This window comes from Serratia sp. BNK-17, assembly GCF_048684935.1.
Classification (GTDB): domain Bacteria; phylum Pseudomonadota; class Gammaproteobacteria; order Enterobacterales; family Enterobacteriaceae; genus Serratia; species Serratia nematodiphila.
The window spans coordinates 4163927-4181243 of sequence record NZ_JBLQTR010000001.1 but is presented as its reverse complement, the minus strand read 5'-3'; the positions used below and the strand labels follow the sequence as shown (position 1 = coordinate 4181243).

The following is a 17317-nucleotide window of genomic DNA, read 5'->3' as shown; positions in this document are numbered from 1 at the left end:
GTGCAGGTTCCGAAGAACCTGCACGTGACATTGTCACTCAATGCTTTGCGCCAACCAGACCGTTCTTCCCCCGCAGGCGGGATCTTCCACCACATGATCGACCACGCGGAAGCCGTTCTCCTGCAGCAAGCGCGTATACTCCTCCGGCGCCAGGCTGGCGTGAAACAGCGGCTGGCCTTCGAAATTGCCGATCGCCACGCCGTCTGCAGGGCCGCTGGTGAACATCAATGCGGTATTCGGCTTGGCGTGCCGTCTGAACAGTAGAAACATGCGGCGCTGATCGTCGCGCGCCAAATGGAAGAAGCTGTCCCAGGCCAGCAGGCCGTCGAATCTTGTCGCCAGATTCAGCTGGCGCATATCCATCTGCCGCCACTCCTGCTGTGGAAAACGCTGCCGGCAGCGCGCGATCATCGCCTGCGCACCGTCGATGCCGGTGACTCGATACCCTTGTTCAATAAAGTAGGCGGCGATCGGCGCGCCATTGCCGCAGCCGAGATCGAGCAGCCGCGCATTGGCCGGGGTAAGCTGTAAAAAGCGGTCGAGCCACGGCCGCTCAAACAGCGTGGTGGGTCTGAGGCGTTCCCAGGCGGCGGCATGTTCGTCATAAAGCGGAATAATCGTGCTCGCCAGTTCTTCCGTCATTAATATTTTCCCCGTTATGTTATTGGCGCAGTAAAAATAGCCTTTGGCCAAAATTAACGCGCTTATCCGATAATATATTCATCAACAGGCCGTTGACCAGAAATAAAAGGTTTTAACATTTCGACATAAACCAGTACAATTCCCTACCCTGTGTTAACCCTTTTTTAGGTCGATTGTGTCGTTAATTCAGCCCCATGCATCGCGAAATCGGGCCGCCGCCTGGTTAGGGATGTTTGCCATTCTGATGTTGTTCATTGCGCCGGTGATCTCGCGATCCCTGGAGCATGTACGCGCCGGAAGTGCTGGAACGACCGTCATGGCGGATTGCGGCATGGATATGCCGATACATCACGAGATGCACTCGCCGTCGCCTGAACCTGAAAAAGCCGCGCAGCCGCTGATGCAGCACGGCGGCGGCCACCACAACATGGCGATGATGATGGACGACAGCGCCTGCGGCTACTGTGTGCTGTTGTTGCATGCGCCGCTGCTGGACGTGAGCCACGCCCCGCTGTTTTGGTCCCTGCCGCTGGCTTCGCGCCCGCCGCCGATCCACTATCTCGTTCCCCTGTTTGCCCACGTCGTTCACACCGAATTACAGCCGCGCGCGCCGCCCGTCTCTTTCCTCTGATTTAACAATAAGCCCATTGCCGTTCTCTGTATTGCCGTTGATCGCTTCAACCCGGCGGAATTAATTCGCCCAATGGTTAATCATCGAGACGACATTATTAGCCCGGTTATTTCCACGTTCAGGGAATTAACCCCCGTATTTACCGATGGTGATTTTCGCCAGGCCTCCCCACGCCTGAATAATCCCTCGGCCAAGAACGGAAAAAGTTAGCTTAAGGAAAGATGATGTTTAAACCCGTTTATAAAAAGAACGCCGCCACCCGCGCCATTACCACCGCCATGCCGCTGTTCCTGCTGGCCGGCCACGCGGCGCAGGCGCATCAGCACCCTACCGACACACAGGTTAATGATGGCGACGTGATCACCGTCACCGCACCACTCTACTCTCCGCTGACCATCGTGACGTCACCGAAAACTCCGCGCCAGCCGGTGCCCGCCAGTGACGGTTCGGACTATCTGAAAACCATTCCCGGCTTTTCTCAGATCCGCAACGGCGGCACCAACGGCGATCCGGTGTTCCGCGGCATGTTCGGTTCACGGTTGAAGATCCTCACCGACGGTTCGGAAATGCTGGGCGCCTGCCCATCGAGAATGGACGCGCCCACCTCTTACATCTCGCCGGAAAGTTTCGATCTGCTGACCATCACCAAAGGGCCGCAGACGGTGCTGTGGGGGCCGGGATCGTCGGCGGGCACCGTGCGTTTCGAACGTGAACGCCCGCGCTTCGACAAGCCGGGCGTCAAAGGCAACGCCAGCGTGCTGACCGGTTCCAACGGCCGCTGGGACGAGAATATCGACGCCAGCCTCGGCGCCGAACAAGGTTATCTGCGGGTGATGGCCAACAAATCCCGCTCCAACGACTATCAGGACGGCACCCATACGCGCGTGCCGTCGCGCTGGGACAAATGGAACGGCGATCTGGCGCTCGGCTGGACGCCGGACAACGATACGCTGCTGGAAGTGACCATGGGCCGCGGCAACGGCGAAGCGCGCTATGCCGGCCGCAGCATGGACGGTTCGCAGTTCAAGCGCGAAAGCCTGGGCATGCGGGTGGAAAAATCCAACATCGGTGAGGTGCTGGATAAGCTGGAAGCGCAGGTCTACTACAACTACGCCAACCACGTGATGGACAACGTCACCCTGCGCTCACCGGGCGGCGGCGGCATGGGTGGGCACGGTGGCCATGGCGGCATGAGCATGGGCGGCCATGGCGGGCATATGATGTCCTCCGGCATGACGATGCAGCTCGATCGCCGCACCGTCGGCGGCCGCGTGATGGGCACCTGGCAGTGGCAGGACGTGAAGCTGGAAAGCGGCCTGGACACCCAAACCAACACCCACCGCAGCATGAGCCGCGGCAGCTGGGAAAAAGACGCCCAGTTCAACAGCTACGGCGCCTTCGGCGAGCTGACCTGGTCCACCAGCGAACAGGATAAACTGATCGGCGGCGCGCGTCTCGATCGCACCCTGGTGGAAAACTTCCGCAACGGCGGCGATGCGGAGCGTTCCGACACCCTGCCGAGCGGCTTTATGCGCCTTGAGCACACGCTGGCCGAGCTGCCGCTGATGCTGTATGCCGGCGTCGGTTATACCGAGCGTTTCCCGGATTACTGGGAGCTGTTCTCGCCGAAGCTCGGCCCGAACGGCAGCAAGGATCCGTTCGCCAGCGTCAAGAGCGAGAAAACCACGCAGCTTGATATCGGCGCGCAGTATAACGGCAAGCGCTTCAACGGTTGGGTCTCCGCTTACCTGGGCCGCGTCGATGATTTCATCCTGTTCAAATACGATCCGCACAACGCGCGCCTCAGCCAGGCCGACAACGTCAACGCCAACATCATGGGCGGCGAAATGGGCATGGGCTACCAGCTGAGCGAACACTGGAAAACCGACGCCAGCCTGGCCTACTCCTGGGGTAAAAACACCCGCGACGGCCGCCCGCTGCCGCAGATCCCGCCGCTGGAAGCGCGCCTGGGGCTGACCTACGAGTACGGCGACTGGAGCGGCACCGGCCTGTGGCGTCTGGTCAGCAGCCAACACCGCGTGGCGATCAACGAAGGCAACGTGGTGGGCAAAGACTTTGCCGAAAGCGCCGGCTTCGGCGTGCTCTCCGCCAACGCCGCCTACAAGGTGAATAAAAACGTCAAGCTGAGCGCCGGTCTGGATAACATCCTGAACAAGACCTACAGCGAGCACCTCAACCTGGCGGGCAACAGCGCCTTCGGCTATTCGGCCAACAGCGCGGTGAATGAACCGGGCCGCACCCTGTGGGCCAAGGTTAACGTCACCTTCTAAGCTATTCACCGGGCGATGGGTAACCGTCGCCCGGTCAGGCGATATGCGATCCGGTTCTTAGGATATGAGTTTTAAGTTTTTCCCATTCGGTTAGGCGGCGATTACTATCATCCTCAGGTTAATCATTGCCCCGGAGGGAATATGCAAAAGATCACTCGTTTTCTGGCCCTGCTCGGCGAGCTGATGATCGAAAAAGCCGAAGACACCGCACCACAGGCTGCCCAGCCTGACGATCGTGACGACGCGTTGCCACCGCGCCTTGAGCGTGGCGTTCCGCTGGCCGACCGCTTCCTGTTCATGTAATTTCCCGCGCTGTTTCCGCTCACACTAAACGCACGATATGTTCGCGCAGCCACTGGTGAGCGGGATCCCGATGCGAGCGTTCGTGCCACAGCATAGTCATTTCAAAACCCGGCACTGCCAACGGCGGTTTGAGTTGCTGCAATAAAGGGTGGTTGCGCGCCAGCCGCTCCGGCAACATCGCCACCAAATCGGACTGCGTCAGTACCGAGATCACAAAGAGAAAATGCGGCACGGAAAGCACCAAGCGCCGCGTTAGCCCCACGTCCGCCAGCACCTGGTCGGTGATGCCGTAGAAACCGCCGCCGTCCGGCGAGACCATCACCTGCTCCAATTCGCAAAATTGCGCCAGCGTCAGGTTTTCATGCAGCTTAGGGTGACCGACTCTGCCCACCAGCACATAGCGTTCACTGAACAGCGTACGCTGACGCAGACCGGGCGGCGCCCCTTCGCGGGTGTGAAACGCCAGATCGATCTCTCCCTGTTCCGCCAGTTTGGCGATGCGTGACGGCGCGGTTTCCAGCACCGCCAGCCGGGTGCCGGGCGCCGCCGAGCGCAAACCGTTCAGCGCCGGCAGCACGATGGTGGATTCGCCATAGTCGAAGGCAGCCACTCGCCAGGTATCGGTCGCCACGGCGGGATCGAACGGCGTGGCCGGCGTCACCGCCAACTCAAGCGCCGCCAGCGCCTGACTCAGCGGTTCCCGCAGCTGTTCCGCTCTGGCGGTCGGACGCATGCCGCGCGGGCCGGGCAGCAGCAGCGGATCGTCAAAGATCGCCCGCAGTTTGGCGAGATGCACGCTGACCGCCGGCTGAGAGAAATTGAGCCGCTGCGCCGCGCGCGTGACGTTGTTCTCCGCCAGCAGCGCGTCGAGCGTCACCAGCAGATTGAGATCCAGCCGCCTTAAATTATTCATGGTTATACCTGGGATAACAGTAATTCATTTCTAATATACCTTGTGACGCCCTAACCTGCAGCTCTCACCCCAAGGAGTGTTGTTATGAATGTATTGATTGTTTACGCCCACCCAGAGCCACTGTCGCTGACCGGTTCACTGAAAAACTTCGCCGTTGAGCGCCTGACGCAGGCCGGCCATCAGGTCCAGGTGTCAGACCTGTACGCCATGAAGTGGAAAGCGGCGATCGACGCCGATGACAGCCAGGAAGGCGCATCAGGGCCCCGTTTCGATCCTTCACTGGATTCACGGCGCGCGTTCGCCAACGGCGTGCAAAGCGCCGATATTGAACGGGAGCAGCAAAAGCTGCGTTGGGCGGACGCGGTGCTGCTGCAGTTCCCGCTGTGGTGGTTCTCGATGCCGGCGATCCTGAAAGGCTGGGTCGATCGCGTCTATGCCTATGGTTTTGCCTACGGCGTCGGTGAACATTCCGATACCCATTGGGGCGACCGTTATGGCGAGGGTATGTTGGCGGGCAAACGGGCGATGCTGATCGTCAGCGCCGGCGGGTGGGGATCCCATTACGCCCCGCGCGGCATCAACGGGCCGATCGACGATATTCTGTTCCCTATCCAGCACGGCATGCTGCATTACCCAGGCTTCGAGGTGCTGCCGCCTTTCGTCACCTACCGCGCCGGTAAGACCGACGAGACGCGCTTTGCCGAACTGTGCGAACAGCTTGGACAGCGGCTCGATAACCTGTGGCGCACCGAGCCGATTCCGTTTCGGCGGCAAAACGCCGGTGACTACCTGATCCCGCAGTTGACGCTGAAAGCCCATCTGGCGCCGGGGCAAGACGGCTTTAGCATTCACCTGAAATAGCGCGAGCCGCTCCCCTTATCGCGGCGCTGACACAGCGCCGCCCCCAAGGAGGAGTTTGGCGCCCAATCCCATCATGACCACGCCCGTAAATCTCTGCTGCCAGACCAACAAACGGGGATTGCGGGCGAGCCATTGCCCCACGGTGCCGGAGGCCATCGCGACAGAGCCCAGTGAAAGGATCCCGGCCAGCTTCTGAATGGAACCTAAAACGAGCAATTGCAACCAAACCGGTCCGTTTTCTGGGTTAACAAACTGCGGCAGAAAAGCAAACATGAACAGCAGCGACTTAGGGTTGGTCAGGCTGTTAATCGCCCCTTCTTTCACCGCCTGCCACCCGGTCATCATCCGGGGTTTCAGTGCGGCATCGGAACGCTGCCGGCTTACCTTCAGCATTTTTATCCCCAGCCAGGCCAGATAGGCGGCCCCAACCCAACGCAATACGTCCAACGCCAGCGGATAAGTATGCAGCAAGGTGGCGAGACCGAGCACCAGCATGGAAACCTGCACCATGCCGGCGACAAAAACCATGCCGAAAACATTGAGCAGCGCGATACGGCGGCCTTGGCCGATACCCCGGGCCAGCGTGAGCATCATGTCCGGTCCAGGAGACAGTTCCAGGAGGGTGAGTGCAACAAGAAAAGCAATAAACGTTTCGGCCGAAGGCATGGGGTTATCACCGGCTAATCATAGGAGACGGTAATCATATTCTTCCCCGGACATTCGCAACAGCACTATCAGGCGCATCCGGGGCGTATCGTTAATTCAGGGCGGCGAGAAATGCCCGATAGCCCTGCGCGCTGCTGTCCAGCTCGTGCTGCTGAACCTGCTCTGCCGCCCCGTCCGAAGCGGCCTCCTTGCCGTAAAAGGCAAAGAACGAAGCATAGTCGGCCCGCACGTAACCGGCGGTGACTTCAAACGGCCGGAAGATTTCCTCCAGCGAGTAGCGATAACGCCCTTCACGCGCGTAATCTTCTGCGCGCACGCCCGCCGTGACCGCCAGCGCCAGTTTCTTGTTCTGCATCTTATAGCCGCTGCGGGAACCGTAGGCCCAGCCGTAGGTGAGCACGTCGTCCAGCCATTTTTTCAGCAGCGGCGGGCTGCTGAACCAGTAAATCGGGAACTGCAGCACGATGTTGTCATGCGCTTCAATCAACTGCTGTTCTTTGGCGACGTCGATCTGCCAGTCCGGATAGGCCTGATGCAGTTCGTGCACGGTATACAGCGCCGGATAGCGGCGCAGTTCCTCCAGCCAGCGTTTGTTGACCACCGAGTTCGCCATATCGGGATGGGTCACGACCACCAAGGTTTTCATACTGAGTTCTCCAGTCAGGTGTTTCGACGCATCTTAGGGTATGCTGACAGAATGTAAAATACGCACACTCACGACACATACTTACCCTGGAGAAAGTGTAAATGACCGCCGAATCCCGCTGCAGCCCAACGGGCATCAGCCTCGAAGACACCGGCTATGGCTATACGCTGTCGGTGATCAACGGCAAATACAAAATGATTATTCTCTACTGGCTGGCGCTGTATAAGCCGGTATTGCGGTTCAACGAACTGCAGCGCTGTATCGGCACCATTTCGTACAAGACGCTCAGTTCGACGCTTAAAGAACTGGAAAAAGATCGGCTAGTGGTGAGAAAGGAGTATCCGCAGATCCCGCCCAAGGTGGAGTACAGCCTGTCCGAGCGCGGGCGTTCGCTGATCCCGGTGATCGACATGATGTGCCACTGGGGGGAACGGCACCGGCCGGAACCGCCGGTGCCATAAGGGGTTAATTGTCCGCCGCCGCTGAGGTTGCCGGCGCCGGCTCATCGTGCTCGACCAACGCGTCTGCCGGCCGGCACTGGCGCAGCGTGCGCACGCTGCAGGCCACCAGCACGCCCAACAAGGCGGCGAACGCACCGAACGACAGCACGCTCATCAACGGGGTAAACATCTTGCCCAGAACGCCGAGCCCCAGCGCGCCGATCGAATCGCCGGTCACGTCCTGTGCGGTGCCGAGGCTGTTCACCCGCCCCAGCAGATGGTCCGGCGTGTTGCTCTGGATCAGCATGAACTGCAGAAGTGAGGCGATGGCATTGGCATAGCCGTAGCACACCAGCGCCAACAGCGCCGGCGCCAGATGGCTGAACAGCCCCAGCGATGCGATGGCGGTGAACGCGACGATCGCGGCGGCCAGAATCAGCACGCCAGGGCGAGAGAAACGCCCCACCCAGCCGCTGGTCAGCGCGCCCAACATCGCACCGAGCGGCACTGCGGAGTACATCAGACCAATAGAGGAGGCCCCGACGTGGTAAGCGTCCTGCGCCAGCGCCGGGAACAGCACCCTGACGGCGCCGACGATGCTCATCAACATCCCCAGCAACACCACCGAGCCGACCACCTTATTGCGCCAGACAAACTGGAAGCCGCTGGCGAGCGCGCGCAGCGGGTGTTCCGGCTCCTGCTGCTGCGGCATCAGCGTCGGCAAGCGCACCAGCGGCACAAGGGTGCCCAGCGTCCCGGCCGCCGCGACGGCGAAGGCGAGACCGACGCCGCCGAACACGATGATAATCCCCCCCAGCGCCGGCGCCAGGATCGCGCCGATGCGCACCGTCACCATGCTCAAGGCCCCCGCCGCCGCCAGGTTTTCACGCCCCACCAGCAGCGGGATCACCGCCATCAGCGCCGTCATGCCCAGCGCGCCAAAGAATCCGTCCCAGGCTGCCAGCAGGTAGAGCGCCCACAGCGACGGCGCCGGGGCGAAGGCGTTCAGACTCAGGGCGACAAAGCCCAGCCCGCAGGTGCCGCGCGCGAACAGGATCAGCTTGCGGCGATCGTAGCGATCGGCGAGTACCCCGCCCAGCATCAGGCCGATAAACATGCCCACCCCGTCCAGCGCCACCGCCACGCCCACCTGCAACGTGGAGCCGGTCATCGCCTGGATCTGAATCGGCACCCCCACCGCCAGCATGCCGAGGGAAAACACCGACAGCATGCGGGCGCAGAAAATCGCACGAAAATGCGCATTGCTTCTCAGCAAACTGAAATCAAGAAAAAAAGAAGGTCTGGCCATAGTGTCCTGCATATCATGTTTTAGTACGGGCCGTGGCGCACGCCCCGGCCCGGTTGCGTTATATCAACCCGTATTGCCGCGTCAGCAGCGAATGCAATAGCGGCCCAAGCGTCTCCAGCGAGGCCGGCGACAGGATGTCTGCGTGCTCGCAGCCTTGGTGATGGCAGATCAGCCCATCCAGATACGGCGCCCACACGGCGTTGATATCCATCTCTGGCGGCAGCGTCCGGTCGGCGACGAACAGCGTCGCCGTGCCGTGGAAACGCTGACTGCGCGCCTGAGAAAGAAGGCGCACCGCGTCGCGGTAGTTGGCGACAATGCTGTCAAACATCGCCGCCTTCTCCGCCATCAGCGCCGGATCGCCATGATCTTCCGCCATAAACTCGGCCTGCTCCTGCGCCACCTCCTTCTGCGCCTCCTCCTCGGTGGGGCCGGTCCAGTCCTGGCCTTCCGGCGGATAGGTATCCAGCATGCCGAGGAACGCCACCTCCTCCCCCTGCTGCTGCAGACGCGCGGCCATCGAATGCGCCAGCGTGCCGCCGAGCGAATAGCCCAGCAGGTAGTAAGGCCCCTGCGGCTGCAGGCGGCGCAGAGTGGCGAGATGACGATCGACCATCTGCTCAATGTCTTCGCAGGTGGCGATGGCGCCATCCGGCCTTGGCGACTGCAGCCCGATGATGGGGTAGCTCCCCGGCAGATAACGGCTCAGCCCCGAGTACTGCCAGGCGAAACCGGAAGCCGGGTGCAGACAGAATAGCGCCGGGCCTTGGCCGGCCCGCAGCTGCAGGCATTCGCCGACGCCGCGGCTTTCGGCCGAGTTGGCGGCCTGCACGTCATCAAGCAGATGCGCCATCTTCTCCAGGCTACGGGCGAACATGATTTGCCCGACGGTCAATGGCCGAGGGACGCGCCGCCGCAATTCCGCCGCCAAACGCATCGCCAGCAGCGAGTGGCCGCCCAGTGCGAAGAAGTCGTCGTCGGCGTACACGTTTTCACGGCCCAGCAGTTCCCCGAACAGCGCCGCCAGCAGGCGCTCGCTGTCGCTGTGCGGCGCGCGGCCGCTCTGCGGGTTCAGCTGCGGCCGTGGCAACGCCTTGCGATCCAGCTTGCCGCTGGCGCTGAGCGGGAAGCTGTCGGTCATGACATAGCTGACCGGCATCATATGCGCCGGCAAACGCGCCTCCAGCGCCTGATGCAGTACGGCGGTATCCAGCGTCACCCCCGGTTGGGCGATCAGCCAGGCGACCAACTGCCGCATATCGGCGCCGCCCAGTCCCGTCGCGCCCTCGCCCAGTTCGATGGCGTGCACCGCCGCTTGCGCTACCCCCGGCTGCGCCAGCAGCGCCTGCTCGATTTCACCCAGCTCGATGCGCTGGCCGCGGATCTTCAGCTGATCGTCGCTGCGGCCCAAATACTCGACGCTGCCGTCCTCCAGCCAGCGGGCGATATCGCCGGTGCGATACATGCGAGCGCCGTTGCCGGCGGGATCGGCGACAAACCGCTGCGCCGTTAATCCCGGCCGATGCAGATAGCCGTCGGCCAGCTGAATGCCGCGCAGGTAGAGATCGCCGGCGCAGCCGACGGGCACCGGCCGCAGCATGGCGTCGAGAATGCTCAGTTGGGTGTTCCAGACCGGTTTGCCGATCGGCACGCCGGCGCCGCTCACCGCCGCCAATGCTTCGCCGGACGCCGGTTGATAGGTAACATCGACCGCCGCCTCCGTCGGACCATACAGGTTATGCAGCGGCGCGGCGACCAACGCCTGGTAGCGGGATGCCAGTTCACACGACAACGCCTCACCGCTGCAGAACACGCGTTTCAGGCTGGCGGCGGCGCGCTGCGGCGCCCGTTCGTTCAACGCCTCAACCCAGATAGCCAACATCGACGGAACGAAATGCAGCGTGGTTACGCCATAGTCGTCGATCAAGGTCGTCAGCGCCTGCGGATCGCGGTGCGCCTCCGGCGGCGCCATCACCAGACGCGCGCCGACCATCAGCGGCCAGAAGAACTCCCAGACGGAAACGTCGAAGCTGCACGGCGTTTTCTGCAGGACCACGTCCTGCGCATCAAGCGCATACTCATGCTGCATCCAGAACAGACGGTTGACGATCGCCCGGTGGTTCACCACCACCCCTTTCGGCCGCCCGGTCGAGCCGGAGGTATACAGCACGTAGGCGGGATAATCGCCGTTCCCCGCCGGTGGGCGCGGCGCAGGCACACGCCCGCTGTCATCCAGCGCATCGAAGCGTAGCGTCGGCGCCAGCGCGGCGAAGCGGGCATCCAACGCGCTCTCGGTGATAATCAGCCGTGGTTTGGCGTCCTCCACCATGTAGGCCAGCCGCTCGTCCGGATAGCCGGTATCCAGCGGCAGCCAGGCGGCGCCGGTCTGCACAATCGCCGTCAGCGCCAGGCTGAGGCGCACGGAACGCGGCAACGCCACCGCGACGATGTCCCCCGGCTGAATGCCGGCCGCCGTCAGCCGTTCGGCCAACAGCGCGGCCTGGCGCTGCATGTCACGGTAGCTGAGACTGTGCCCGGCGTCCTGCAGCGCGATGCGTTCCGGCGTGCGCCGCGCTTGCTCGGCGATCGCCTGATGCAAGGTGGTGTCCGCCACCGCCTGCCCGGTGCGGTTGACTGCCGCGACCAGCGCCTGCTCCTGCGGCGTTTGCAATTGCCAGCGCGGCAGCGGCAGATCCGGCTGCGCTATCCACTGTTGCAGCAGCGCCATCAGCCGTGCGGCGAAGCGTTCAGGCTGCGGCACCGAATCGCGGTATTCCATCAGCAGACGCAGGCGCTCGCCCGGCAGCACCAGCAGCGTCAGCGGATAGTGGGTATAGCCTTTGTTACGGATGGCATCGCAGCGCAAGGAACCTGCGCCGCCAAGCAAGGCGTCGTTGTCCGGGTAGTTTTCCACCACCAACAGCGTATCGAACAGCGTGCCCGCCCCGGCCAGATGCTGAATCTCCCCCAAGCCCAAATCGTCGTGCTCCAGCAGTTCAATCTGCCGATGCTGCAGTTCGGTCAGTTGATCCGTCAACGAACGGTCATGCTGCAGACGAACCCGCACCGGCAGCGTGTTGCTGAACAGGCCAACGTGTTCCTCAATCCCTTCTATCTGGCCAAAGCGGCCGGAAACCGGCGAGCCGAACACCACGTCCTGATGGCCGCAGCAGCTGGCCAGCTGCTGCGCCCAGATGCCCTGCATCAGGGTATTGAGCGTCAGCCCGCGTTCGCGACACAGGGTCAGCAAGCGCCTTTCCTCGGCCGGCGGCAGCGTCATTTCCAACTCATGCACGCGATCGTTATGCGATTCACCGAACAACAACGTCGGGTGCACATCCTGCAGCGTCTCGCGCCAGAGGCGGCGCGAGGCGTCGGCATCCCGCGCGGTCAGACGGCGCACGATATCGGCGTAGTTCGAGCGCAGCGGCGGCAACGCCTGCTCGCCTTCACGCAGGGCCAGCATCAGATCGTTGAGCACCACCGGCGTCGACCAGCCGTCGACAATCAGATGGTGTGCGTTAAGGAACAGCGTGTAGCGTTCGCTATCGCCGTGTTTGATCCGCAGCGCATGCAGCATCGCACCCGGCTGATTAAACAGATCGCGCCGCAACTCTTCCTGTTCCAGTTCATGCAGCGCCTGCGCTTCTTGCTCTTCGGACAGCGGCGGCAGCTTACGGCTGTCCAGCGGCCAATGGCTTTCCTGCGGTATCAGCTGCAGCGGTTCCCCCTCGCGGTTGAACCGGGCGGCCAGCTGCGGATGGCGGCGGATCACCGCATTCAGCGCTTGCTGGAGTTGATGTTCGTCCAGCTCGCCGCAGAGGCTCAGGCGCGTCAGCGAGTTATAGCTGCCGCCCTGCTGCGCCGTCTGCGCATGGAACAGCAGGCCATGTTGCAACGGCAACAGCGGCAACGCCGCGGCCAACGGCCCGCACTCTTGCTCCCAGGCGCGCACCGTCTCATCGGCAACGTTCGGCTGGGCGATCTCGGCCGCCACCAACGTTGCCGCCGCGCGTTCGGGATGACGCTCGGCAAACTCGCACAGTGAACGCACCGCTTGCTCGATGCCGCTGTGCAGCTGCGCAATGTCGCTCTCGCTGAAAATCGCCTCCAGCCAGCTCCAGTTGATCGCCAGGCAGGCGCCGTCGCGCCGCTCTTCGACAAAGATATTCACCTCCAGGCCATACGACAGCGCCTGCTGCGCATCCTGCGCCACGGCGAAGGCGTCGCGGAAGCGGGTTTGGCTGCGTTGCGGCGTCCAGTGTCCCTCATCCTGGCTGAAACGCCCGAGGTAGTTGAACAAGATCTCCGGCGCATTGCGCTGCGCCAGCGCCGCCAGTTCGTCACGCTGCGGATGCAAATAACGCAGCTGGCCATAACCGACGCCGCGATCGGCCACCGCTCGCGTCGCCCGTTTCACCGCACGCACGGCCTCATTGTGCTCAGCGTCATGCAGTTCAATGTGCAGCGGATACTCCGCCGTCAGCCAGCCGACAGTGCGGGCCAGATCGAGTCCGTCGTCCAGTTCGGCGCGGCCGTGCGACTCCAGAGAGAAACGCAGCGAAGCAGCCTGGAAACGGCGGCGGCAGGCCTGAGCCAGCGCGCACAGCATGATCTCTTCAACCTGCGCGCGGTATCCCTGCGGCAATGTGCCGAGCAGCGCGGCGGTCAGCCGGCTGTCGAGCAGCGTGCGTTTTTCCGATACGTCGCCAGTGCGATCGCTAAGCGGATCCAGCGCGCGTCGCCCCAAACGCGGTGCGCCGTCCGCCAGCATCCGCCGCCAGAACGGCAGCTCGGTTTCCCGGCGTTCAGCGTCGGCTCGTAGGCGTGCAGACCACTCATAGAGCGAGGTTTCTTCCGGCGGCAAGGTGATCGGCTGCCCCTGCATGGCGCTGTCGGCCACCTGCCGCAGCTCGTCGAGCAGGATGCGCCAGGAAACGCCGTCGACTACCAGGTGATGGATCGCCAGCACCAGCCCCAGGCTCTGCCCGTCGCGCTGCAACAGGATGCCTTGCATCATGGTGCCGGCAGCCGGTTCGAGATGGTCAAGTGCGGCATCAAACGCCTGTTCCGCCGCTAACTCCAGCTCACCGGACACGGTATCAACCTGCATCAGCTCACCGGCGGCGGCGGTTTCAACCACCAACTGACCGTCGCGGATCCGCGCGCCCAGCGCCGGGTGCGCCGCACGCAACTGCTCCAATGCATAACGCAGCTGTTCCGGTTGCAGCTCGGCAGGCACGCGCAGAAAAACGCCGTGCGCGAAGCGACGATGCATATCGCCCGTCTCGGCAAACCAATGCAGGATCGGCAGCCCGTCGATCGGGCCTTGTTGCACGCTGCGCGCAGCCTGAGAGTCTACGGCCAGCGGCTGCATCGCCTGCGCCATGCGCGCGGGGGTGTGCAGCGCGAAGATCTCGCGCGGCCGCAGCAGATACCCTTTGCGCCGCAGGGCGGTGCCCAGCCCCATCGCCGAGATGCTGTCGCCGCCAAGCGCGAAGAAATCGTCGTCGGCGCCGATGCGATCCATCCCCAGCAGCTGCGCCATGGCGCCGCAAATCAGCCTTTCCTGCTCGGTGGCCGGCTCGCGAATGCTTTGCGCCAGCGTCTCCTGCGGTTTGGGCAGCGCCTGGCGGTCAATCTTGCCATTCACGTTAAGCGGCAGCTCCGGCATCACCACCAGGATCGCCGGCACCATATAATCCGGCAGACGCTGCGTCAGCTGCCCCAGCAGCTCGCTTTGCAGCGAGGGTGAGGCACGGCGCGCGTCATCCTGCACCGAGCAGTAACCGATCAGGCGATAGGTGGCGCCGATCGGCTCGGCGATCGCTACCGCCCGCCCCACGTCCGGCAAGGCGGCCAAGGCGCTTTCCACCTCACCCAGCTCGACGCGGAAGCCGCGCACCTTGATTTGGTGATCGGTCCGGCCAATGAACACCAGCTGGCCCTCCGCGCTCCAGCGCATCAGATCGCCGCTGCGGTACATCACTTCGCCTTCGGCGAACGGATTGGCGACAAAGCGCGCCGCCGTCAGATCCGGGCGCCGCAGGTACCCGCGCGCGATGCCTTTGCCGGAAATGTACAGCTCGCCCGCCGCGCCGATCGGCACCGGCTGCAGGCGGCCGTCGAGCAGCCAGACTTCGGTATTGGCGAGGGGACGGCCAATCACCGGCTGTTCGGCGGCCGTGACCGGCGCGCCGAGGGTATCGACGGTGTATTCGGACGGGCCGTAATAGTTGTGGATTTCCACCTCCGGATGCTGCTGCATCAGGTTCCACAGCGTCGGCGTTGCCGCCTCGCCGCCGATCATCACGAACGCCGGCAGCGGGAACTGCCCCTTCAGCAGGCCGCAGTCCACCAGTTGCGAGAAGAATGACGGCGTGATGTCCAGCAGATCGATCGGCGTCTTTTGGGTTTGTTCGAGCAGCGCCCAGGGATCGCGGCGCAGCTCCTCATCGAAGATGACCAGTTCGCTGCCCATCATCATGCAGAACAGCGGTTCCCAGGAGGAGTCGAAAGAGAACGAAGCGGTATGGCCGGCGCGCAGGCGGCGCGCATGGCGAGCCTGGAATTTTTCGATCGCCGGGCCAAACAGCGAGGCCTGATGCGACAGGAACAGGTTCAGCAGCCCGCGGTGCGTGGACATCACGCCCTTGGGCTTGCCGGTCGAACCGGAGGTGTAAATCATATAGGCCAGATGCGCCTCGTTCAGCGGCGCACGCCGTTCGGCATCCGTTATCGGCGCAGCTTCGGCGGCCGCGCAGCGCGCCAGGCACGCTGCGTCGTCCAGGCACAATACCTGTGGCAGATCCGGCATATTGGCCTGCGTAGCGCGGTGGGTCAGCAACATCGCCGGCCGCGCGTCGTCGCACATCAGCGCCAGGCGTTCACGCGGGTAATCCAGATCGAGCGGCATATAGGCCGCGCCGCTGGCCAACACGCCGAACAGCGCGACCAGCGTGTCCACCGAGCGCGGAATGCCGATGGCGACCACGTCTTCCGCGCCGATGCCGCTTTCGATCAGCACTCGCCCCAGCTGCATCACCCGTTCGGAGAGCTGACGGTAGCTGAGGCGCACATCGCCGCAGGCCACCGCCAGCGCCTCGGGCTGCCGCTCAACCTGGCGCTGAAACGCATCCATGATTGACACCATGCCTGCCGGCGGCGTCAGATGCGCGCCGCGCCCCCAGGCCGCGAGCTGCTTTAACTCCCCTTCGCCGATCAACGCCAGTTGACCGTTCGGCTGGTGCGGCTGCCGCGCCAGTTGCTGCAGCCAATGGCCGATGCGCTCCGCGTGGTGATGCAAGGTGCGCGGCGAGTATTTGGCCGGGTTGGCCACCAACGACAGCGTCAGCACGCCGTTGCGAAAGCCGATCTCAAACTCGAGATCGTCGACCGGCCCCATCGCCAGCGTATGGGTAACGGCCGCCTGCCCGTCGAAGGACAAGGCGCTGTGGTAGACCTTGACGTTGATCACCGGGCCGTACAGCTCCTGATGGCCGCCGACCAGGCCGAGATCGCGTTTGATCTGCTCCGCTTCATAGCGTTGATGGCGGCGCGCCTGTTTGATTTGCGCCACGGTCGCCTGGCAGACGTCCGCCAGCGACATCTCCGGCGTCACATTCAGCAGCAGCGGCAGCACGTTAACCACCGGGCCGACCGCCGCCAGCGCCTGGGAGCCCATACGGCGCATGAAAGGAAAACCGAGTGAAAAACGGGTTTCGCCGCTCATGCGCGCCAGATACATCGCCAGCGCCGCCGTGACGATATCGGCCGGTTGCAGCGACTGCAGCGCGCCATCGCGCAGCGCTTCGTCAAACAGCGATTCCGGCAGCACCAGCGCCTGTTTGAGCGGCCGGGCGCCCGGTTCAACCTCCCGACTCTCCGTCGATAACGACAGCGGCGACGGCAAATCGCGCAGATGCTGTTGCCAGAATTCGGCCGCCCGCCGGCGCGCCGGCGACGTTTGCCATTGCTGAAACTCTGCCACCACCTTGCCGAACGGGGTAAACGGCGATGCCGCCGGCGACAGCCCGTGACGCAGCGCGCGATAGATATCGGCGATCCGACGGGTGATGGCCTCGAAGCTGAAGCCGTCCAGGGTCAGATGATGAAAGCGCTGGTACCAGAACCAGCGATCGGCGCTGACGCGGATCACCGCATGGCGATAGAGCGGCCGTTCGCCGTCCGCCGGCAGATCCTGCGCCAGATCGTCGTTCATCAGCGCCAGCGCCGCCTGCTCGGCGTCCGGCCGCGCGCTGAAATCGAACCACTCCGGCGCCTGCACGCGTGCGGGATCGGCTATCAGCGGTAAACGCTGCACCGGCTGGCCGTCCTGCGCCTCAAAGAATCGCGCCTGAACCGTATCCGCTTCGGCCAGCCCCTGACGGATCGCGCGCTCCAGCGCCGAACGATCGATAGCGCCGTGCAGTTCGGTGTAGTGCGCCACGGCGAAGCTGTTGCGGCGCAGCGCGATTTGGTCGGCGATCCAGATCCCCGGTTGCGCAGCAACCAGCGGATAATCCCGATACTCGACCTGAGTATCCGGTAAAGAAAGCGTTTCTGACATGGTGTCTGTCCTTTCCCTCAAACGGAATATATCGATTGACTGCCAG

The 17317-nt window shown here is 63.3% G+C and carries 11 protein-coding genes; 5 read left to right on the top strand and 6 right to left on the bottom strand.

Translation table 11 applies throughout. The annotated features are described in order from the left end of the window. Window positions 1–33 precede the first annotated feature (33 nt). Window positions 34–642 carry a class I SAM-dependent DNA methyltransferase gene (locus ACMGF7_RS19845; protein ID WP_197763554.1) on the bottom strand — a complete coding sequence of 203 codons (609 nt, stop codon included), beginning with the start codon at window positions 640–642 and terminating at the stop codon, window positions 34–36. 229 nt (window positions 643–871) lie between these two features. Between ACMGF7_RS19845 and ACMGF7_RS19840 the strand changes: the two genes are divergently transcribed. The 3 genes from ACMGF7_RS19840 to ACMGF7_RS19830 all read left to right on the top strand — a co-directional run bounded on the left by ACMGF7_RS19840 (window position 872) and on the right by ACMGF7_RS19830 (window position 3867). Further along, the gene (locus ACMGF7_RS19840) at window positions 872–1273 is read left to right on the top strand and encodes a DUF2946 domain-containing protein (RefSeq protein ID WP_075201890.1); all 402 of its coding nucleotides are present in this window, start codon (window positions 872–874) and stop codon (window positions 1271–1273) included. A 224-nt stretch (window positions 1274–1497) separates the two neighbouring features. Continuing rightward, the gene (locus ACMGF7_RS19835) at window positions 1498–3564 is read left to right on the top strand and encodes a TonB-dependent copper receptor (protein ID WP_420286772.1); all 2067 of its coding nucleotides are present in this window, start codon (window positions 1498–1500) and stop codon (window positions 3562–3564) included. A 141-nt stretch (window positions 3565–3705) separates the two neighbouring features. Continuing rightward, complete coding sequence (locus tag ACMGF7_RS19830) at window positions 3706–3867, top strand: hypothetical protein (protein ID WP_015377897.1); 162 nt, start codon at window positions 3706–3708, stop codon at window positions 3865–3867. Window positions 3868–3886: 19 nt separating this feature from the next. Here ACMGF7_RS19830 and ACMGF7_RS19825 read toward each other — a convergent pair whose 3' ends face one another. Next, entirely contained in the window at window positions 3887–4780 is an 894-nt protein-coding gene (locus tag ACMGF7_RS19825) for a LysR family transcriptional regulator (protein ID WP_273890481.1), read from the bottom strand. Between the two features lie 84 nt (window positions 4781–4864). Here ACMGF7_RS19825 and ACMGF7_RS19820 point away from each other — a divergent pair, with 84 nt between their 5' ends. Beyond that, window positions 4865–5641: an NAD(P)H-dependent oxidoreductase gene (locus ACMGF7_RS19820; protein WP_197763551.1), complete on the top strand. Its 777-nt coding sequence runs from the start codon at window positions 4865–4867 to the stop codon at window positions 5639–5641. A gap of 15 nt (window positions 5642–5656) precedes the next feature. Here ACMGF7_RS19820 and ACMGF7_RS19815 read toward each other — a convergent pair whose 3' ends face one another. Beyond that, entirely contained in the window at window positions 5657–6307 is a 651-nt protein-coding gene (locus ACMGF7_RS19815) for a LysE family translocator (RefSeq protein WP_197842827.1), read from the bottom strand. A 91-nt stretch (window positions 6308–6398) separates the two neighbouring features. Next, entirely contained in the window at window positions 6399–6953 is a 555-nt protein-coding gene (locus tag ACMGF7_RS19810; protein WP_033633026.1) for an NAD(P)H-dependent oxidoreductase, read from the bottom strand. Window positions 6954–7054: 101 nt separating this feature from the next. On the opposite strand from ACMGF7_RS19810, the gene ACMGF7_RS19805 reads away from it, so the two are divergent. Beyond that, a complete protein-coding gene (locus ACMGF7_RS19805; RefSeq protein WP_049240984.1) occupies window positions 7055–7414 on the top strand; it encodes a winged helix-turn-helix transcriptional regulator in 360 nt (119 codons plus the stop codon). A 4-nt stretch (window positions 7415–7418) separates the two neighbouring features. Here the strand turns inward: ACMGF7_RS19805 and entS are convergent, their stop codons facing one another. Continuing rightward, window positions 7419–8702, bottom strand: coding sequence for an enterobactin transporter EntS (gene entS, locus ACMGF7_RS19800; protein ID WP_319860691.1), 1284 nt, complete (start codon window positions 8700–8702; stop codon window positions 7419–7421). Window positions 8703–8760: 58 nt separating this feature from the next. Next, window positions 8761–17271 carry an amino acid adenylation domain-containing protein gene (locus ACMGF7_RS19795; protein WP_420286592.1) on the bottom strand — a complete coding sequence of 2837 codons (8511 nt, stop codon included), beginning with the start codon at window positions 17269–17271 and terminating at the stop codon, window positions 8761–8763. Window positions 17272–17317: the final 46 nt, after the last annotated feature.

What these genes read in the sequence shown, in the direction of transcription:
- ACMGF7_RS19815 (WP_197842827.1), bottom strand. Translation starts at nt 6,307, where the DNA reads ATGCCTTCGGCCGAAACGTTTATTGCTTTTCTTGTTGCACTCACCCTC.
- ACMGF7_RS19845 (WP_197763554.1), bottom strand. Translation starts at nt 642, where the DNA reads ATGACGGAAGAACTGGCGAGCACGATTATTCCGCTTTATGACGAACAT.
- ACMGF7_RS19825 (WP_273890481.1), bottom strand. Translation starts at nt 4,780, where the DNA reads ATGAATAATTTAAGGCGGCTGGATCTCAATCTGCTGGTGACGCTCGAC.
- ACMGF7_RS19805 (WP_049240984.1), top strand. Translation starts at nt 7,055, where the DNA reads ATGACCGCCGAATCCCGCTGCAGCCCAACGGGCATCAGCCTCGAAGAC.
- ACMGF7_RS19810 (WP_033633026.1), bottom strand. Translation starts at nt 6,953, where the DNA reads ATGAAAACCTTGGTGGTCGTGACCCATCCCGATATGGCGAACTCGGTG.
- ACMGF7_RS19835 (WP_420286772.1), top strand. Translation starts at nt 1,498, where the DNA reads ATGTTTAAACCCGTTTATAAAAAGAACGCCGCCACCCGCGCCATTACC.
- ACMGF7_RS19840 (WP_075201890.1), top strand. Translation starts at nt 872, where the DNA reads ATGTTTGCCATTCTGATGTTGTTCATTGCGCCGGTGATCTCGCGATCC.
- ACMGF7_RS19795 (WP_420286592.1), bottom strand. Translation starts at nt 17,271, where the DNA reads ATGTCAGAAACGCTTTCTTTACCGGATACTCAGGTCGAGTATCGGGAT.
- ACMGF7_RS19830 (WP_015377897.1), top strand. Translation starts at nt 3,706, where the DNA reads ATGCAAAAGATCACTCGTTTTCTGGCCCTGCTCGGCGAGCTGATGATC.
- entS (WP_319860691.1), bottom strand. Translation starts at nt 8,702, where the DNA reads ATGGCCAGACCTTCTTTTTTTCTTGATTTCAGTTTGCTGAGAAGCAAT.
- ACMGF7_RS19820 (WP_197763551.1), top strand. Translation starts at nt 4,865, where the DNA reads ATGAATGTATTGATTGTTTACGCCCACCCAGAGCCACTGTCGCTGACC.